Origin of the sequence: Frondihabitans sp. 762G35 (assembly GCF_002074055.1) — a bacterium.
GTDB lineage: Bacteria > Actinomycetota > Actinomycetes > Actinomycetales > Microbacteriaceae > Frondihabitans.
Map to the genome: position 1 here is coordinate 2,044,344 of NZ_CP014619.1, position 15,915 is coordinate 2,060,258.

13 protein-coding genes are annotated in these 15,915 nt (G+C 71.9%); 6 read left to right on the plus strand and 7 right to left on the minus strand.

Translation table 11 applies throughout. The annotated features are described in order from the left end of the window. The first annotated feature begins 32 nt into the window (after positions 1-32). Positions 33-551, plus strand: coding sequence for an Rv3235 family protein (locus tag AS850_RS16815; RefSeq protein WP_119868948.1), 519 nt, complete (start codon positions 33-35; stop codon positions 549-551). A gap of 107 nt (positions 552-658) precedes the next feature. Here AS850_RS16815 and secA read toward each other — a convergent pair whose 3' ends face one another. The 6 genes from secA to mtrA all read right to left on the minus strand — a co-directional run bounded on the left by secA (position 659) and on the right by mtrA (position 9,356). Beyond that, positions 659-3,520 carry a preprotein translocase subunit SecA gene (secA, locus tag AS850_RS09810; protein ID WP_119868949.1) on the minus strand — a complete coding sequence of 954 codons (2,862 nt, stop codon included), beginning with the start codon at positions 3,518-3,520 and terminating at the stop codon, positions 659-661. Positions 3,521-3,652: 132 nt separating this feature from the next. Continuing rightward, the gene (hpf, locus tag AS850_RS09815) at positions 3,653-4,354 is read right to left on the minus strand and encodes a ribosome hibernation-promoting factor, HPF/YfiA family (protein WP_119870248.1); all 702 of its coding nucleotides are present in this window, start codon (positions 4,352-4,354) and stop codon (positions 3,653-3,655) included. Positions 4,355-4,513: 159 nt separating this feature from the next. Further along, on the minus strand, positions 4,514-5,215 hold the full coding sequence (locus tag AS850_RS09820) for a ComF family protein (RefSeq protein ID WP_119868950.1): 702 nt from the start codon (positions 5,213-5,215) through the stop codon (positions 4,514-4,516). Positions 5,216-5,321: 106 nt separating this feature from the next. Continuing rightward, positions 5,322-7,022 (minus strand): GerMN domain-containing protein, encoded by a 1,701-nt coding sequence (locus AS850_RS09825; protein ID WP_164088424.1) that lies wholly within the window; start codon positions 7,020-7,022, stop codon positions 5,322-5,324. Continuing rightward, positions 7,019-8,665: an MtrAB system histidine kinase MtrB gene (gene mtrB, locus AS850_RS09830; RefSeq protein WP_119868952.1), complete on the minus strand. Its 1,647-nt coding sequence runs from the start codon at positions 8,663-8,665 to the stop codon at positions 7,019-7,021. The genes AS850_RS09825 and mtrB overlap by 4 nt, the downstream gene beginning before the upstream one ends. A 10-nt stretch (positions 8,666-8,675) precedes the next feature. After that, positions 8,676-9,356, minus strand: coding sequence for an MtrAB system response regulator MtrA (gene mtrA / locus AS850_RS09835; protein WP_119870249.1), 681 nt, complete (start codon positions 9,354-9,356; stop codon positions 8,676-8,678). Between the two features lie 164 nt (positions 9,357-9,520). Here mtrA and AS850_RS09845 point away from each other — a divergent pair, with 164 nt between their 5' ends. Genes AS850_RS09845 through AS850_RS09865 form a run of 5 tightly spaced genes read left to right on the plus strand, consistent with a single transcriptional unit; the run spans position 9,521 to position 14,881 of the window. Next, on the plus strand, positions 9,521-10,762 hold the full coding sequence (locus AS850_RS09845) for a glycerophosphoryl diester phosphodiesterase membrane domain-containing protein (RefSeq protein WP_164088425.1): 1,242 nt from the start codon (positions 9,521-9,523) through the stop codon (positions 10,760-10,762). Then, the gene (locus AS850_RS09850) at positions 10,759-11,382 is read left to right on the plus strand and encodes a DUF4129 domain-containing protein (RefSeq protein ID WP_236940673.1); all 624 of its coding nucleotides are present in this window, start codon (positions 10,759-10,761) and stop codon (positions 11,380-11,382) included. Before AS850_RS09845 ends, AS850_RS09850 begins: the two co-directional genes overlap by 4 nt. Then, positions 11,379-12,578 (plus strand): DUF4350 domain-containing protein, encoded by a 1,200-nt coding sequence (locus AS850_RS09855; RefSeq protein WP_119868955.1) that lies wholly within the window; start codon positions 11,379-11,381, stop codon positions 12,576-12,578. Before AS850_RS09850 ends, AS850_RS09855 begins: the two co-directional genes overlap by 4 nt. A gap of 55 nt (positions 12,579-12,633) precedes the next feature. Then, on the plus strand, positions 12,634-13,587 hold the full coding sequence (locus tag AS850_RS09860; RefSeq protein WP_119870251.1) for an AAA family ATPase: 954 nt from the start codon (positions 12,634-12,636) through the stop codon (positions 13,585-13,587). Between the two features lies 1 nt (position 13,588). Next, the gene (locus tag AS850_RS09865; protein ID WP_119868956.1) at positions 13,589-14,881 is read left to right on the plus strand and encodes a DUF58 domain-containing protein; all 1,293 of its coding nucleotides are present in this window, start codon (positions 13,589-13,591) and stop codon (positions 14,879-14,881) included. Between the two features lie 28 nt (positions 14,882-14,909). On the opposite strand, the gene AS850_RS09870 is transcribed toward AS850_RS09865, so the two are convergent. After that, on the minus strand, positions 14,910-15,905 hold the full coding sequence (locus tag AS850_RS09870) for a stage II sporulation protein M (RefSeq protein ID WP_119868957.1): 996 nt from the start codon (positions 15,903-15,905) through the stop codon (positions 14,910-14,912). Positions 15,906-15,915 lie beyond the last annotated feature (10 nt).

Below are 15,915 nucleotides of genomic sequence, written 5' to 3' on the forward strand. Positions count from 1 at the left end.
GCTCAGTCCGTTCACGAGCGAGAGCAGCTTCCATGAGCACGTCCTCCGCTGCGCCCCGGCGCACTCCCCTTCCCTCCGAGCAGGAGCCACCGGCCCCTCGCGCGACCGCCCTCGAGCCCGCCCGGGGCGCGACGCTCCACGCCCTCCCGGGCGTCGCCGCACCTCCCGGGGCGGACGCCTTCTTCGACGCGCAGCCGACGCCGCGCTCGGGGCTCCCCGATCCTGCGCCGCTCGTGACGAACCTCGCGCGCTGCGTCGTGGAGATCCTCGTCGGCGCCCGCGAGATCGAGCAGCTCGCCCGCTGGGTGACGGACGACGTCTACCGGCACCTCGTCAAGCGGGTCGTGCTCGCGACGCGGGCGCGGGCGGCACGCGGAACGAGCGCCGTGCGCCCCTCGTTCTCGGTCGGCACGGTCGTGATCTCGGAGCCGGCCGACGGCGTGGTCGAGGCGGTCGTCGTCATGCACGGTCGCGTCCGGAGCCGCGCCGTCGCGATCCGCCTCGAGGGTCTCGACCGCAGGTGGCGAGCCACCGCGATCAACGTGCTCTGAGGCCCGGCCGCAGACGAACGCCCCCGACGCGAAACGCGTCGCCCCGAACGGATCGGGGCGACGCGTTCAGCGATGCCGGACGGAGGCCCGCCTGGGTAACGGCCCGACTACTTGCGCTTGCCCTGCGACCGACGCTCGGCGCGGTTCACGGGAGGGGCGGTCGTCGTCGTGTTCTGGCCGAAGGCGCCGCGCTTGGCGGGCAGGCCGTCGCCTCCCGAGGCCTCGGTCGAGCCGGAGGTCGCGCGGGCAGCGGCGATCTCGGGGTCGGCCATCTCGTTGACGAGCTCCTGCTGGCGCTGGGCACGGGCGGTCTCGGCCTTCTCGAGACGACCGCGCTGGTCGCGGACCTCGACGTCGCCGTCGATGTTCGGTGCGGAGAAGTTGAGGACGGCGTCGGCGTTCTCGCCCTCGCCGAGCCCCTTGGCCGCGATGATCGGACCGTGGTCGTGGCCCTCGTGGCCGACCTGGCTCTGCACTTCGACCTCGAGGTTGAAGAGGAACCCGATCGACTCCTCGCGGATCGCACCCATCATGTTCTGGAAGAGCGCGTAGCCCTCGCGCTGGTACTCGACCAGCGGGTCGCGCTGCGCCATGGCGCGAAGGCCGATGCCGTCTTTCAGGTAGTCCATCTCGTAGAGGTGGTCGCGCCAGCGGCGGTCGATCACCGAGAGGACGACCTTGCGCTCGAGCTCGCGCATGGCGGACTCGCCGAGCGTGCCCTCGCGGGTCTCGTAGGCCACCTTCGCGTCGGAGAGGATCTCCTTGGCGAGGAAGTCGCGCGTCGCCTTGCCCTTCGAGCCGGCCTCCGTGATGACCTCGTCGATCGTGATGGAGATCGGGTAGAGCGTCCGCAGCTCGGTCCACAGGGCGTCGAGATCCCAGTCGTCGGGGTTGCCGTCGCCCGTGTGGGAGTCGATGACCTCGTTGACGACGCTCTCGAGGAACGTGTCGGTGCGGTCGCGGAGGTCGTCGCCCTCGAGGATGTGCCGGCGGTCGCTGTAGATCGCCTCGCGCTGCCTGTTCAGGACGTCGTCGTACTTGAGGACGTTCTTGCGGATCTCGGCGTTGCGACCCTCGACCTGCGACTGGGCGGACCGGATCGCACGGCCGACGATCTTGTTCTCGATCGCGAGGTCGTCGGGCACGTTGCCGCGACCCATGATGTTCTCGGCGGCACCGGAGTTGAACAGGCGCATCAGGTCGTCGGTCAGCGACAGGTAGAAGCGGCTCTCGCCCGGATCTCCCTGACGACCGCTTCGACCACGGAGCTGGTTGTCGATGCGGCGGGACTCGTGGCGCTCGGTTCCGAGCACGTAGAGGCCACCGACCTCGCGGACCTTGTCGCCCTCGACCTCGACCGCGGCCTTCTGCGCGGTGAAGACGTCGTCCCACGCGGCTTCGTACTCGTCGGGGGTCTCGACGGGGCTGAGACCGCGGGAGTTCATCTCGGCCACGGCCAGGAACTCGGCGTTGCCGCCGAGCATGATGTCGGTGCCTCGACCGGCCATGTTGGTGGCGACCGTCACCGCTCCGAGCCGGCCGGCCTGGGCCACGATCGCGGCCTCCCGGGCGTGGTTCTTCGCGTTGAGAACCTCGTGCTTGATGCCCTTCTTGGCGAGGAGCTTGGAGAGGTACTCGCTCTTCTCGACGCTCGTCGTGCCGACGAGGACGGGCTGGCCCTTCTCGTGGCGCTCGGCGATGTCTTCGGCGACCTGCTCGAACTTCGCGGTCTCGTTCTTGTAGACGAGGTCGGTCTGGTCTTTGCGCTGCATCGGCTTGTTGGTCGGGATGGCGACCACGCCGAGCTTGTACGTGCTCATGAACTCGGCGGCCTCGGTCTCGGCCGTACCGGTCATGCCGGAGAGCTTCTTGTAGAGGCGGAAGTAGTTCTGCAGCGTGACGGTCGCGAGGGTCTGGTTCTCGGCCTTGACCTCGACGCCCTCCTTGGCCTCGATGGCCTGGTGGATGCCCTCGTTGTAGCGGCGGCCCGAGAGGATGCGGCCGGTGTGCTCGTCGACGATGAGGACCTCGCCGTTGATCACGACATAGTCCTTGTCGCGCTTGAACAGGGCGTCGGCCTTGATCGCGTTGTTGAGGAACGAGATCAGCGGGGTGTTCGCGGACTCGTAGAGGTTGTCGATGCCGAGGTAGTCCTCGACCTTCTCGATGCCGGGCTCCAGGACGCCGACCGTGCGCTTCTTCTCGTCGACCTCGAAGTCGATCTCCGGCTGGAGGCGGCGGGCGAGGGTCGCGAACTCCGCGAACCAGCGGTTGGCCTCCCCGGAGGAGGGGCCGGAGATGATGAGCGGCGTGCGAGCCTCGTCGATGAGGATCGAGTCGACCTCGTCGACGATGGCGTAGAAGTGGCCGCGCTGCACCATGTCGGAGGCCTGCCACGCCATGTTGTCGCGCAGGTAGTCGAAGCCGAACTCGTTGTTCGTGCCGTACGTGATGTCGGCCGCGTACATCTCGCGACGCTCGGCCGGCGTCTGGCCGGCCAGGATGCAGCCGGTCGTCATGCCGAGGGCGCGGAAGACGCGGCCCATGAGCTCCGACTGGTAGCTCGCGAGGAAGTCGTTGACCGTGATGACGTGGACGCCGCGCGAGGCGATGGCGTTCAGGTACGCGGCGGTCGTGGCGACGAGCGTCTTGCCCTCACCGGTCTTCATCTCGGCGATGTTGCCGAGGTGGAGGGCCGCGCCGCCCATGAGCTGGACGTCGTAGGGACGCATCCCGAGAGTGCGCGTCGCCGCCTCGCGGACGGCCGCGAACGCCTCGGGGAGGAGGTCGTCGAGCGACTCCCCCTCGGCGTAGCGCTCGCGCAGCTCGCTCGTCTCGTTGTGGAGATCCTCGTCGCTGAGGGCCTTGAAGTCGTCTTCGAGGTCGTTGACGGCGTTCGCCAGCGCCTTCAGCTTGCGAAGCGTGCGGCCTTCGCCGACGCGGAGGACCTTCTCGAGAACGTTGGCCACGGAGACTCCCAAAGTGTGTAGAGCGGGCAGCGGCGTGGTGTGCCGATACCAGCCCGTGATGTTATCAAGCCTAGTGTCCGGGGCCCTGGGAGGCGGCCAAGCGCCGACCGCCTCCCGGGGCTCTGCCGGACGTCAGCCGACGAGACCGCCGCGGATGGCCATCTCGGTCTCCTGGCGGACCGGCGCTTCGTCGTCGAGGCCGATGACGCCGTAGTCCCAGCCCTTCCGGCGGTAGACGACGCTGGGCATCCCGGTCTCCGAGTCGGTGAAGAGGTAGAAGTCGTGGCCGACGAGCTCCATGTAGTAGAGCGCGTCGTCGACGGTCATCGGCGAGGACGCGAACACCTTCTTGCGGATCACCACGGGGCAGTACGCGTCCTCCTCGACGGCGTCCTCCTGCTCCGAGGCGACCGGGATGGAGCCGGTGCGCACCTGGTCGAGCGTCTCGGCCGAGGCCGGGACGACGCCCGAGCGGCTGAAGTCCTCGGCGGACGCCTCGCGGAGCGAGGTCGGCCGGTGCTGTCCGCGGTGCACCTTGGAGCGGTCCTTCGCCCGGCGCACCCGCTCGAGCAGGCGGGCGATGGCGAGATCGAAGGCGACGTACTTGTCGGATCCGCTCGACTCGGCTCGGACGAGGGGACCGGGGCCGATCAGAGTCAGCTCCACGCGGTCGTCTCCGGACGATCCGGACGACTTCTCGTTGTGCCGTGAGACCTTGATCTCGAGGGCCAGGGCCCGCGTGGCGAGCGTCCCGACCTTCTCGGCTTTCTCCGTGGCGTATTCGCGGAACCGATCGGTGATACCGACGTTTCGACCCGTTACGGAAATTTCCATGACGATCTCCCAGCCACTCTGGCGTGCCGCCATTCCAGTAGGCGGGTTTCCTTTCACGCCTTGTATGCACACCGTAACGACGTGGACTACGAGATGTCACGAACTGTTCACCGTTTTGAGGCGGATCGATGGCTCTCCCACCCGGCGTGGAGCGGATCGTCACGGAGAACATGGCGCTTTCGCAGACATGAGCGGCGTGGCTGCCAGGCACGCGCATCCGGCGACCTCCGCTCCACCGGCGCGGAGCGCCCTCACCGCCTCGACGAGGGTCGCGCCGGTCGTCACGACGTCGTCGACCACGATGACGCGGCGGCCCCGGAGCCGGGGCGACGCGCGCATCGTCCCCGACCGGCTCCGGACGCGTGCCGCGCGCGACCGCCCCTTCTGGGACCCGCTCGACCGCAGGATGCGCAGCGCCCGGGGTCGGGACCGCCCGCCGAGGGCCCGCACGAGCAGCTCCACGGGGTCGTAGCCGCGCAGACGGCGACCCCGCGCGGACGGCGGCACGGCGACGACCTCCCAGGCGCCCTCGTGGAGCCCGGCCGCCTCCGCCACGCGCGCCACGGCGGCTCCGAGCGCGGGAGCGAGCGGCCGCGCCAGCCGGAGCCGCCCCTCCTGCTTGAACGCGAGGACGACGTCGCGCACGGCGCCCTCGTAGACGAGGCCGGCGGCCAACCCGGTGCCGTCGGGCAGGGCGGTCAGGGTCGGGGCGGGCGCGAGGCGCTCACGGCAGAGCCCGCAGAGCTCGCGGTCGGGTGCACCGCAGCCGGCGCAGTCGACCGGCGAGACGAGGGCGAGGGCACCGCGGAGGGCGCTCAGGACGACGGCCCTGCTGCGAGGGCTCGGGGGCGGGGGTTCCATGCGACGAGACTGCCGCCCCGGGCATCCTGCGACCGGCCCCGACGGCCACCTGGGGAAAGGTGCCCTGTCTCCACAGGACGACGGGGCCTCGTGGTGGCCGCGTCGGTCAGCGCTGCGTCGCGAGGAGGTCGGCCGAGACCCCGGTGTCCTCCCAGCCGTTGCCCCGGGGTTGGAGCAGGGCTCCCGCGGCGGTCATCACGCTGACGCGGTCGACGCCGTTGCCTCCGACGATGGAGACGCCGGTGTTGCTCGGCCGCCCGAGGTCGCTGGTCTCGCCGCCGACCACGTGCTCGGACACGAGCGAGTCGCCCGCCTCGTTCGAGGACAGCGTCGCGACCGTGATCTCGTCGACCCAGGTGAGCCCGACCGGCGTCCCCGTCGGCGGCGTCAGCTCGAGCGGGTCGCCGAGACCCGTCGGGACGTGGTTCCCGTCGCGGATGACCGCCGCGACGAGCAGCCGCGGGGTCCCGTCGGCGTCGAAGAGCAGGGCGATCCGGGCGCCGTCGCGCGAGAGGCGGAAGGCGACCAGCTGCTCGTCGGCGGGCAGCGACGTCGTGAGGCGGTGCGGTGTCCCGTCGAGCGAGTAGGCGGTGAGGGAGCGCGGTGCGGTGGCCTGGGCGGACCAGACGAAGCCGGCGTCGTCGTAGGCGGGGTCGACCAGGTCGCTCCTGGCGTCGACGCGCCGGGCCGCGGCTCCCTCGCGGACCGCGAAGACGCCCTGCGGGGTGCCCACGGCCGCGGCGTTCTGCCGGGTCGAGAGCTCGACCGAGGTCGGCTTCAGCGCCGTGACGGTCTTCGTCAGGCCGGCGATCGGCGTCACGGTGGAGGGCGTGGCGAAACCGAAGGTGCCCTTGGAGATCACGAGGGGCCTCGCGTCGACGGTGGGGTTACGGATGGCCACGCTGCCCGTCGACTCGGGGATCGACAGCGCCGTGCCCTCGACGGAGATGTCCACGCTGCTCACGGTGGCGACCGTCGAGAAGCTCGCGACGAGCTGCGCCCGCATCCGGGACCGCTGCGCCGAGTCGGCCGAGAGGGCGTCGCCCGTCAGGTCGACGTGCGCCGTTCCCGACGACGTCGTCACGGAGTTCAGCGACAGGCCCGTGCCCTCGGGGAAGGCCGAGACCACGGCCCCGCGGAGCCAGGTCGACGGACCCGCGAGGACGGCCTCCGCGATGCGGGTCGTCGTCGAGGTGCGGGCGAGGAACCACCGCTCGTCCGGGACGAGGTAGGTGTAGGTCGGGTCGAAGAAGTAGACGGCGTGGGGCCGGAAGACGAGGTCGAAGTTGGCCGTCGAGAGCACGATGCCCGCGGGCGCGTAGCTGAGCCGCCACTGCCCTCCGACACGGGCGAACTTGAACGTGAGCGAGGTCGACGTCGACGGCTGCGACTCCGTGTAGTGCCCGCTGGAGTCGACGGTCGCCGCGCTCTGGACCGTGTACGTCGACTGCGCGCCCGACACCGGCGCGACGATGCCGGAGCCCTGGCGGACGATCACGCTGGCGCGGGGATCCCACTTGGCGGCGAACGTCGAGGTGAGGTACTCGCGCGCCACGGCGTAGTTGTCCTGCGAGCCCGTCCCGGCGTCGATGAAGTCGCGGATGATCCGCTCCTGATCGCTCCCGGCGACGGGGCCGGCGGGAAGGAACTCGATGTCGCTCTGCACGGTGTTCGAGAGCGGATCGGTCGACTGGACCGCGCCCGTGGAGGGGATGGTCGCGCATCCTGCGAGCGCCGCGACCAGCGCGACGGCCAGCGCCACCGCGAGGGAAGGCGCACGACGGGCCGCGCGGGAGCGGGCGATCACGGGACCCTCCTCGGCTCGTTCAGCCGCATCGACGCGGCGACGTCCGTCACGGGCTCGTCGTCGGGCTCGGGGGGCTCGACGGTCAGCGGCGATCCCATGATCGCACCGTTCCGGACGCGCGGGAGCGTGACGACGAAGCGGGTCCCCCTGGCCACCTCGGACCACACCTCGAGGCGTCCGCCGTGGAGGACGGCGTCCTCGCGCGAGATGGAGAGCCCCAGCCCGGTGCCGCCGATCGTCCGCTTCCGCGACGGGTCGGCCCGCCAGAACCGGTCGAAGACGCGCTCGACGTGCTCGGGCCGCATGCCCGACCCGTGGTCCTCGACGGCGATGGCGACGGCCTCGGCGTTGCTGTCGACCGTCACCTCGATGGGCTCGCCCTCGCCATGCTCGATGGCGTTGCCGAGGAGATTCCGCAGGATGCGACGCACCCGTCGCGGGTCGATCTCGGCTTCGAAGTACCCGCCGCGGGCGTCCACGGTGAGGACGCTGCCCGCGCCCTCCGCCAGCGGGCCGAACTCCTCGACGCTCTCCTCGACGAGACGGACGACGGCCGTGGGTTCGGTCTCGAGCTCGACCGCGCCCGCGTCGAAGCGGGAGATCTCGAGGAGGTCGCCGAGCAGGAGCTCGAAGCGGTCGACCTGGGTGTGGAGGAGCTCCGCGGTGCGGGCGGCCGGGGCGTCGAACGTGGCGCGGTTGTCGTAGAGCATGTCTCCGGCGAGCCGGATCGTCGTCAGGGGTGTGCGGAGCTCGTGCGAGACGTCGCTGACGAAGCGCTGCTGCATGCGCGAGAGGTCGGCCAGCTGCTCGATCTGCCGCTGCATGGCGTCGGCCATGCCGTTGAACGATCGGCCGAGCGTCGCTATGACGTCCTGACCGGCCTCGGGGATCCGCTCCTCGAGGTGCCCCGCGGCGATCTTCTGACTCGTCTCGGCGGCGACCCGGATGGGTCCGACCACCAGGCGCACCACCACGTAGGTGATGACGGCGATGAGCAGGACGAGCGCCATCGAGCCGATCGCGAGGGTCTGCTGCGTGAAGTCGAGGGTTTTCTGCGCGTCGCTCAGGTCGTAGACGAGGTAGAGCTCGTACTGCCCGGCCGTCGGCACCTGGAGGGTGGAGCCGACGGCGAGACCCGGCTCCTGCCCCTGCCCGGTCGCGAGGGAGACGGGTTGATAGTGGAGGCGGTCGGCGCCGTCCGCGACGGCCTTGCGGAGCGCCGGCGAGACGGCCGCGTTGGGGAAGTCGGGGCTGGCGATGTTCTGGATGGTCTGCGCCGTGGTCTGGCCGGGCGTCCGCAGGATGGCGATGCTCGTCCCGCCGGGGCTCGACGTGGAGCTGAGGATCGCGCTCTGCGCCTGGTTCTGGAGCGAGTCGAGCTCCACCTGGTTGTTGTCCTCCGTCGCCGTCGCGGAGTCGAAGATACTCTGGGCGAGGACGGTCGCGCGCTGCGACTCGACCTCGATCTGCTGGCGGCGCTGCTGGTAGATGTTCGTGCCGATCGAGACCGAGATCGATGCGCCGATGACCGTGACGGCGATGCCGCAGAGGAGCACGGTGATCGCGATCGTGCGGAATTCCAGGGAGGTCCGCCAGAGTCCCAGCACCCGCCTCGACAGGGTGCGCCAGCGCGACCCGAACACGGGTGGCGTCTCAGGCTCCGGAGCCGGCGCGGTAGCCGACGCCGCGCACCGTGCTCACGATGCGCGGGTTGTCGGGGTCGTGCTCGACCTTGGCGCGGAGGCGCTGCACGTGCACGTTGACGAGCCGCGTGTCGGCCTTGTAGTGGTAACCCCAGACCTGCTCCAGCAGCATCTCGCGGGTGAAGACCTGCTGGGGTTTCGAGGCCAGGGCGAGCAGGAGCTCGAACTCGAGCGGCGTGAGGTTGATGACGGTCGCCCCCCGCCGCACCTCGTGGGCGGCCACGTCGACGGTGAGGTCGCCGACGGCGAGCACGTCGCTCGGCGCCTCGGCGCTGGGACGCAGCCTGGTCCGGATGCGGGCGACGAGCTCCTTGGGGTTGAACGGCTTCACGACGTAGTCGTCGGCGCCGCTCTCGAGGCCGCGCACGACGTCGGTGGTGTCGCTCTTCGCCGTCAGCATGATGATCGGCACGCCGCTCTCGGCGCGGATGAGACGGCACACCTCGATGCCGTCGAGACCCGGGAGCATGAGGTCGAGCAGCACGAGGTCGGGCTGCGCCTGGGCGAAGGCGGAGAGGGCGGCGGCGCCGTCGCCGCAGAAGGACGGCTCGAACCCGTCGGCGCGCAGCACGATGCCGATCATCTCGGCCAGGGCGGGGTCGTCGTCAACCACCAGGATGCGCGGGGTCATGGTCTCCACAGGGACGGGCCTGCACCGGCATGTGCAGTTCGGACCACACTAGCGAAACCCGCTCGGAACTCCACCGTGACTGGCCTGCCGCCGGTCGTCTGTGGAATCATGAAACCGCCCGTGAGGGTAACCGTGCACGACGAGAGAGAGACCCCGGGGGAACCGTGAGCGACACCGAGCCGTGGGCGAGCCCGTCCCAGGGGCCTTCGCCCGCCGAGCAGCCGTCGCAGGCGCCGCCGCCCTCCGCCGGCGCACCGTACGCCGGCGCACCGTACGCCGGCGCACCGTACGCCGGCGCACCGTACGGCGGCGTTCCGTACGGCGGTGCTCCGGGCTGGACGCCGCCGCCCAAGCCGGGGCTCGTCGCCCTGCGGCCGCTGACCCTCGGCGACATCCTCTCCGGGGCGTTCGGCGTCTTCCGTCGCAATCCGCGCACCACGTTCGGGACGTCCGTCCTGTTCCAGATCCTCTCGCTGCTCCTGCTGCTCGGGGTCGCCGGCGGCGCGACCCTCTTCGCGGTCGATCGCTACGAGAGCGCCCTTCCGTCGCAGCGTGACTCGCTCCTCGCCGGATCCATCCTCGGAGTGATCGCGGCGGCCCTGATTCCTTACCTCGCGACGATCGCGGTCACGGCGATCCTCCAGGGGCTCTTCGTGGTCGAGACGTCGCACCAGGTCGTGGGTGAGCGGATGCGCCTCCGGGGGCTCCTCGGGCAGGCTCGCGGTCGCATCGGGGCCCTCGTCGGCTGGTCGCTGCTCCTCGTCGCCGCCTGGGTCGTGGGCCTCGGCCTCCTCGCGGGCGCCGTCACCCTCCTCGCCATCGCCGGCGGCACGGTCAGCACCGTCGCGGCCGTCCTCCTCGGGGTCTTCGGCGCCCTCGGCGCGGCCGTCGTCGCGGTGTGGCTCGGGACGAAGACGGTGTTCGTCCCGAGCATCCTGATGCTCGAGCGAACCAGCATCCGCGCCGCCGTGGCGCGCTCGTGGCGGCTCACCCGGCAGAGCTTCTGGCGCACGTTCGGGATCATCGCGCTGGTCACCGTCATCATCGCGGTGGCGAACAGCGTGGTCGGCGTCCCCGTGTCGATCGTCGCCCAGATCGGCGGAGGGATCGTGCGTCCGAACGGCGAGCTCAACTCCGACGGGCTCACGAGCTACATCGTCGTCAACGTCGTGGGGCAGTTCGTGTCGCTCGTCATCGCGTCGATCGGGGCGGTCATCCAGTCCGCCACGATCGCCCTGCTCTACATCGACCAGCGGATGCGACGCGAGGCGCTCGACCTCGATCTGGCCCGCTACGCCGAGCTGCGCGCGCAGGGCGTCCGCCCCCTGCCCGACCCCTACCGCACCCCGGACCGCCCGGCGGCGGGAAGCGGTCGGGCGGCCTGGGCGGGACCGACCGCCCCGTGAGCGCACCGCTCACCCCGTCGGCGGACGAGGCCCGGCGGCTCCTCGTGACCGAGCTCGCCAAGCCCGAGTACGCCTCGGCGCAGCCGTCGCTCCTCGACCGCATCGCCGCGGCGATCATGAACTGGATCGGCTCGCTGCGGTTCGGCTCCGTGCAGGGGGCGCCGGCCTTCCTCCTCGTCGCCCTCCTGGTCCTCGTCGCCGTGGCCGTCGTGGTGCTCGTCCTCGTCTACGGCGTCCCCCGACGACGGCGCCGCTCGGCCGTCGAGTCCGCCCTCTTCGGCGACGACGACTCCCGCTCCGCCGACGCGCTCCGCGGCGCAGCCGCGGCCGCCGCGCGCTCGGGCGATTTCGCCCAGGCGACGGTCGAGACGTTCCGCGCCATCGCGCGCGACCTCGCCGAGCGCGGAGCTCTGACGACGGCTCCCGGCACGACCGCTCAGACCTTCGCGACGCGCACGGCCGCGCTGTTCCCGGAGCACTCCGACGCCGTCCTCGCCGCGGGCCGGTCGTTCGACGAGGTCCGCTACCTGGACCGCCCCGGCAGCGAAGCCGACTTCGAGAGGGTCCGCGATCTCGACCGTGCCCTCCAGCGCGCCACGATCGCGGCGGTCCCCGCGTGACGGCGCTCGACACGCGGCCGCGCCGGCCCGTCCGGGAGCCCTCCGGGGTCGCCGCGGTCCTCCTCCGCGGCCGCTTCTGGATCGCCGTCGTCGTGGCGGCGCTCCTCGCCGCCGTCGCCGCTCTCGTCATCACGGGCACCGGAGCCGCGGCGGGCGCCCTCGACCCGGCCAGCACCCAGCCGGGCGGGGCGAGGGCCGTGGTCAGCGTGCTGCGCCAGCAGGGCATCGACGTGGTGACCACCTCGACGCTGTCGGAGACGCGGCGGGCGATCGCCGCGGATCCTGCGAACACGACCGTCGTCGCGTACGACCCCGGGCCCTACCTCGACGCCTCGCAGTGGACGACCCTCGCGCGCGCGTCCGGGCGCCTCGTCGTGGTCGAACCCGAGCAGGCAGCCCTCGACCGCATCGCCCCGGGCGTCTCGCGCTCGGAGGCGCCGCTCGCCGGCGACCTCGCGCCGCGCTGCGACCTGCCGGCCCTCGCCGCGTCGCGCTCGATCCTGGCGACCGGGGTCCGGTACACCGCCTCCGCGGCCGCCGACGCCGTGACCTGCCTCCCCGCGTCGTCGGGCGGCGGCTACGGCCTCGTCCAGGTCGAGCGGTCCGGGGGCACGACGACGGTCGTCGGCGCCTCCGCGGCCCTGACCAACCAGTACGTGGCCGACCGCGACGACGCGGCGTTCGCGCTCCGCCTGCTCGGGGCCACGCCGCGCGTCGTCTGGTACCTCCCGAGCGTGGCCGACCTCCCGGAGACCTCCGGGACCCTCGCGTCTCTGACGCCGGGCTGGGTGACCCCGTCCATTCTGCTGCTCGGCGCAGCCGCCGTCGCCGGCGCCGTCTGGCGGGGCAGGAGGCTCGGACCCCTGGTCGTCGAGAACCTCCCGGTGGTCGTCCGCTCGACCGAGACGATGGAGGGGCGCGCCCGCCTGTACGAGCGCAGCTCGGCGCGTTCGCACGCCCTCGACCAGGTGCGGATCGGCACGATCGCCCGCCTCGCCTCGCTCGTCGGTCTCTCCGGCGGCTCGGGCGTCGACGAGGTCGTCGGCCGCGTCGCCGAGGTGCTCGCGGTCGACCCCGCGGAGGTCCGCGGCGTACTCGTCGACACCGTGCCGGTCGACGACTCCCACCTCGTCGCGCTCAGCGACAGCCTGCGCGATCTCGAGAACGCCACCGCCCGAGCCGTGCGCCTGGGATGAGCCACGCCCGGAATTCAGCCCTCCCCCGCCCCGCCCACAACGGAGAATGCCCTTCATGACATCCGAGCTCCAGCAGTCCTTCGCCCGCGTCCGAGACGAGGTCGGCAAGGCGGTCGTCGGCCAGGACGCCGCCGTCTCCGGCCTGATCGTGACCCTGCTCGCCGGCGGCCACGCCCTCCTGGAGGGCGTCCCGGGGGTGGCCAAGACCCTGCTCGTCCGGGCCCTCAGCCACAGCCTGAGCCTCGACACGACGCGCGTGCAGTTCACCCCGGACCTCATGCCCGGCGACATCACCGGTTCGCTCGTGTACGACTCGAAGGCGGGCGAGTTCGAGTTCCGACGCGGGCCCGTCTTCACGAACATCCTGCTCGCCGACGAGATCAACCGGACGCCGCCGAAGACGCAGTCCGCGCTGCTCGAGGCGATGGAGGAGCGCCAGGTCTCCGTCGACGGCGTCTCCCGGCCGCTGCCCGAGCCGTTCCTCGTCGCCGCGACGATGAACCCGGTCGAGTACGAGGGCACCTACACGCTGCCGGAGGCGCAGCTCGACCGCTTCCTGATGAAGCTCACCCTGGGTCTCCCCGAACGCGACGCCGAGGTCGAGGTGCTCCGGCGGCACGCGTCGGGCTTCTCGCCGCGCGACCTGACCGCCGCCGGGGTCACCCCCGTCCTCGGCGCCGAGGAGATCGCGGCCGCGAGGCGGGCGGTCGGCGACGTCGGGGTCCGACCCGACGTGCTCGCGTACATGGTCGACCTCGCCCGCGCGACCCGCCAGAGCCCCTCCGTCAAGATCGGGGTCAGCCCGCGTGGATCGACCGCGCTCCTCGCGGCCTCGAAGGCCTGGGCCTGGCTCACCGGGCTCGACCACATCACCCCCGACCACGTGCAGGCGATGGCCCTGCCCGTCCTCCGACACCGCCTGCAGCTGCGACCCGAGGCGGAGCTCGAGGGCGTCGGCGCCGACGGCATCCTGACCTCGGTCCTGCAGCAGGTCCGCGTCCCGGTCTGACATGGTCGTCACCGGTTGGTTCGTGCTCCTCACGCTGCTCGGCATCGTGCCGATCGTCGCGACGTCGAGCCCGTGGGCGCTCGTGGGCTGGCTCGGCCTCTGCCTGCTGCTGCTCGTCGTCGACGTGGCCCTGGCGGCGTCTCCGCGGGCCGTCCGCCTGTCGCGCGACCTGCCTCCGGCGATCCGCCTCGGCGAGAGCGCCCCGTCGGGGCTCACGATCTTCAACGAGGGTCGACGGGTGCTCCGCGGCGTCGCACGAGACGCCTGGCAGCCGTCGGCGGGAGCCGGTCCGACGCGTTTCGCGCTCGCGATCGCCCCGGGGAGGCAGCGGGTGGTGACGACGACGCTGACGCCCTTCCGCCGGGGTGAACGCCGCGCCGAAGCCGTCACCGTCCGCTCGATCGGGCCGCTCCGCCTCGCCGGACGCCAGGCGACCCTGCCGCTGCCCGGGGCTGTCAGGGTGCTCCCCCGGTTCTCCTCGCGGAAGCACCTCCCCTCGCGGCTCGCCCGCCTCCGCGAACTCGACGGCCGGACCAGCGTCATGATCCGCGGTCAGGGCACGGAGTTCGACAGCCTCCGCGACTACGTCCGCGGCGACGACGTCCGCTCGATCGACTGGCGGGCGACCGCGCGCCGCCAGGACCTCATGGTGCGCACCTGGCGCCCCGAGCGCGACCGCCGCGTCGTCGTCGTGGTGGACAGCGGTCGCACCTCCGCCGCTCGGATCGACGACGAGCCGCGCCTCGACACGGCGTTCGAGTCGGCGCTCCTCCTCGGCGCGCTCGCGTCCCGGGCGGGCGACCGCGTCGACCTCGCCGTCGTCGACCGCCGCGTCCGCGGCCGCGTGCAGGGCGCGACCGGAGCCGACCTGCTCTCGGCCATGGTCACGACGATGGCGCCCCTCGATCCCGAGCTCGTCGAGACGGACTGGACGAGCGTGCCGGGTCTCGTCCGCTCGATCACGTCCCAGCGCTCGCTGGTCGTCCTCGCCACCTCCATCGACGCACCCGGCGCCGCGCGGGGGCTCCTGGCCGCCCTGCCGCAGCTCACGGCGAAGCACCTCGTCGTCGTGGCGAGCGTCGTCGACCCGGTGCTGAACGAGGCCGCTCGGAACCGGTCGTCGCGCGAGGACATCTACCGGGCCGCCTCCGCCGAGCGCGCACTGCTCGACGTCTCCCGCGTCTCCGCGGCCATCCGACAGCTGGGCGCCGATGTCGTCACCGGCTCGCCGGCCGACCTGCCGCCCGCCCTCGCCGACCGCTACCTGGCGCTGAAGGCGGCCGGACGGCTCTGAGGTCGCGCCGCAGGAGCCACGCCCCGCCTCAGCCGGCGACGAGTCGGCGCGCGCCGGCCTCGAACTCGTCGAGGTCGCCCGTCTGCCCCGCGCGATGGGCGCGACCGCCGACGATCCACTGGTAGGCGAGGAACAGCGCCAGCGCCACCGTGCCGATCCCGATCTTGATCGGCCACGGCCACGGCTGGCGCGTCACGAAGCCCTCGATGACGCCGGAGACGAGGAGCGACAGGATCAGCCCGACCGCGATGGTGATGAGGGCCCGGCCGTCCTCCGCGAGAGCCTGACCGCGTGTCCGCGCGCCCGGGGCGATCCACGACCAGAAGATGAGGAGCCCCGCGGCCATGCTGACGAACAGGCTGTAGAGCTCCAGCTGACCGTGCGGCGCGATGTACAGGAAGAAGTACTTCAGCCGACCCTCGTCGGCGAGGACGCCGGCGCTGAGCCCGACGTTCTGCGCGTTGGTCAGCAGCAGGTAGGCCGGGTAGATGCCCGTGATCCCGAAGGCGACGGCCTGGGCCGCGATGAAGGCGTTGTTGGTCCAGACCTGGCCGGTGAACGACGACGGGGGGTTGTTCGAGTAGTAGTCGACGAAGTCGCGGGTGGCGAACTGGCGGCGGAACTCGGGGGTGCCGAACGTGGCGAGGACGGCCGGGTTGGTCGCCGCCCAGACGCCGAAGAGGACGGCGACGACCGCCGTGACCCCCGCGACGACCAGCGACAGCCACCGGACCCGGTAGAGGGCGGCCGGGAGCTGCAGGAGGAAGAACCCGGGCACCTGGGAGGCGAGGTTGCGGCCGGCCCCGGTGAAACGCAGCCGCGACCGGGAGAGGGTCAACGACAGGCGCTCGCTCGTGGGGGTCGTGCCCGACGACGACTTGAGGCTCGAGAGCTGCGTGGCCCCGGACTGGTAGAGCTCGACCAGGCGGTCGGCCTCGGCTCCCGTGAACCGCCTCCGGCGGGAGAGCGCGTCGAGCTCGTCCCAGTCGCTGGAGTGGGCTCCGGTGTAGGCGTCGAGATCCATTCTGATTAGA

Bases quoted from the DNA above. Each gene is read 5' to 3' on its own strand.
- hpf (WP_119870248.1), bottom strand. From the start codon at position 4,354: ATGGAAATTTCCGTAACGGGTCGAAACGTCGGTATCACCGATCGGTTC.
- AS850_RS09820 (WP_119868950.1), bottom strand. From the start codon at position 5,215: ATGGAACCCCCGCCCCCGAGCCCTCGCAGCAGGGCCGTCGTCCTGAGC.
- mtrA (WP_119870249.1), bottom strand. From the start codon at position 9,356: ATGACCCCGCGCATCCTGGTGGTTGACGACGACCCCGCCCTGGCCGAG.
- AS850_RS09870 (WP_119868957.1), bottom strand. From the start codon at position 15,905: ATGGATCTCGACGCCTACACCGGAGCCCACTCCAGCGACTGGGACGAG.
- AS850_RS09865 (WP_119868956.1), top strand. From the start codon at position 13,589: ATGGTCGTCACCGGTTGGTTCGTGCTCCTCACGCTGCTCGGCATCGTG.
- AS850_RS16815 (WP_119868948.1), top strand. From the start codon at position 33: ATGAGCACGTCCTCCGCTGCGCCCCGGCGCACTCCCCTTCCCTCCGAG.
- AS850_RS09860 (WP_119870251.1), top strand. From the start codon at position 12,634: ATGACATCCGAGCTCCAGCAGTCCTTCGCCCGCGTCCGAGACGAGGTC.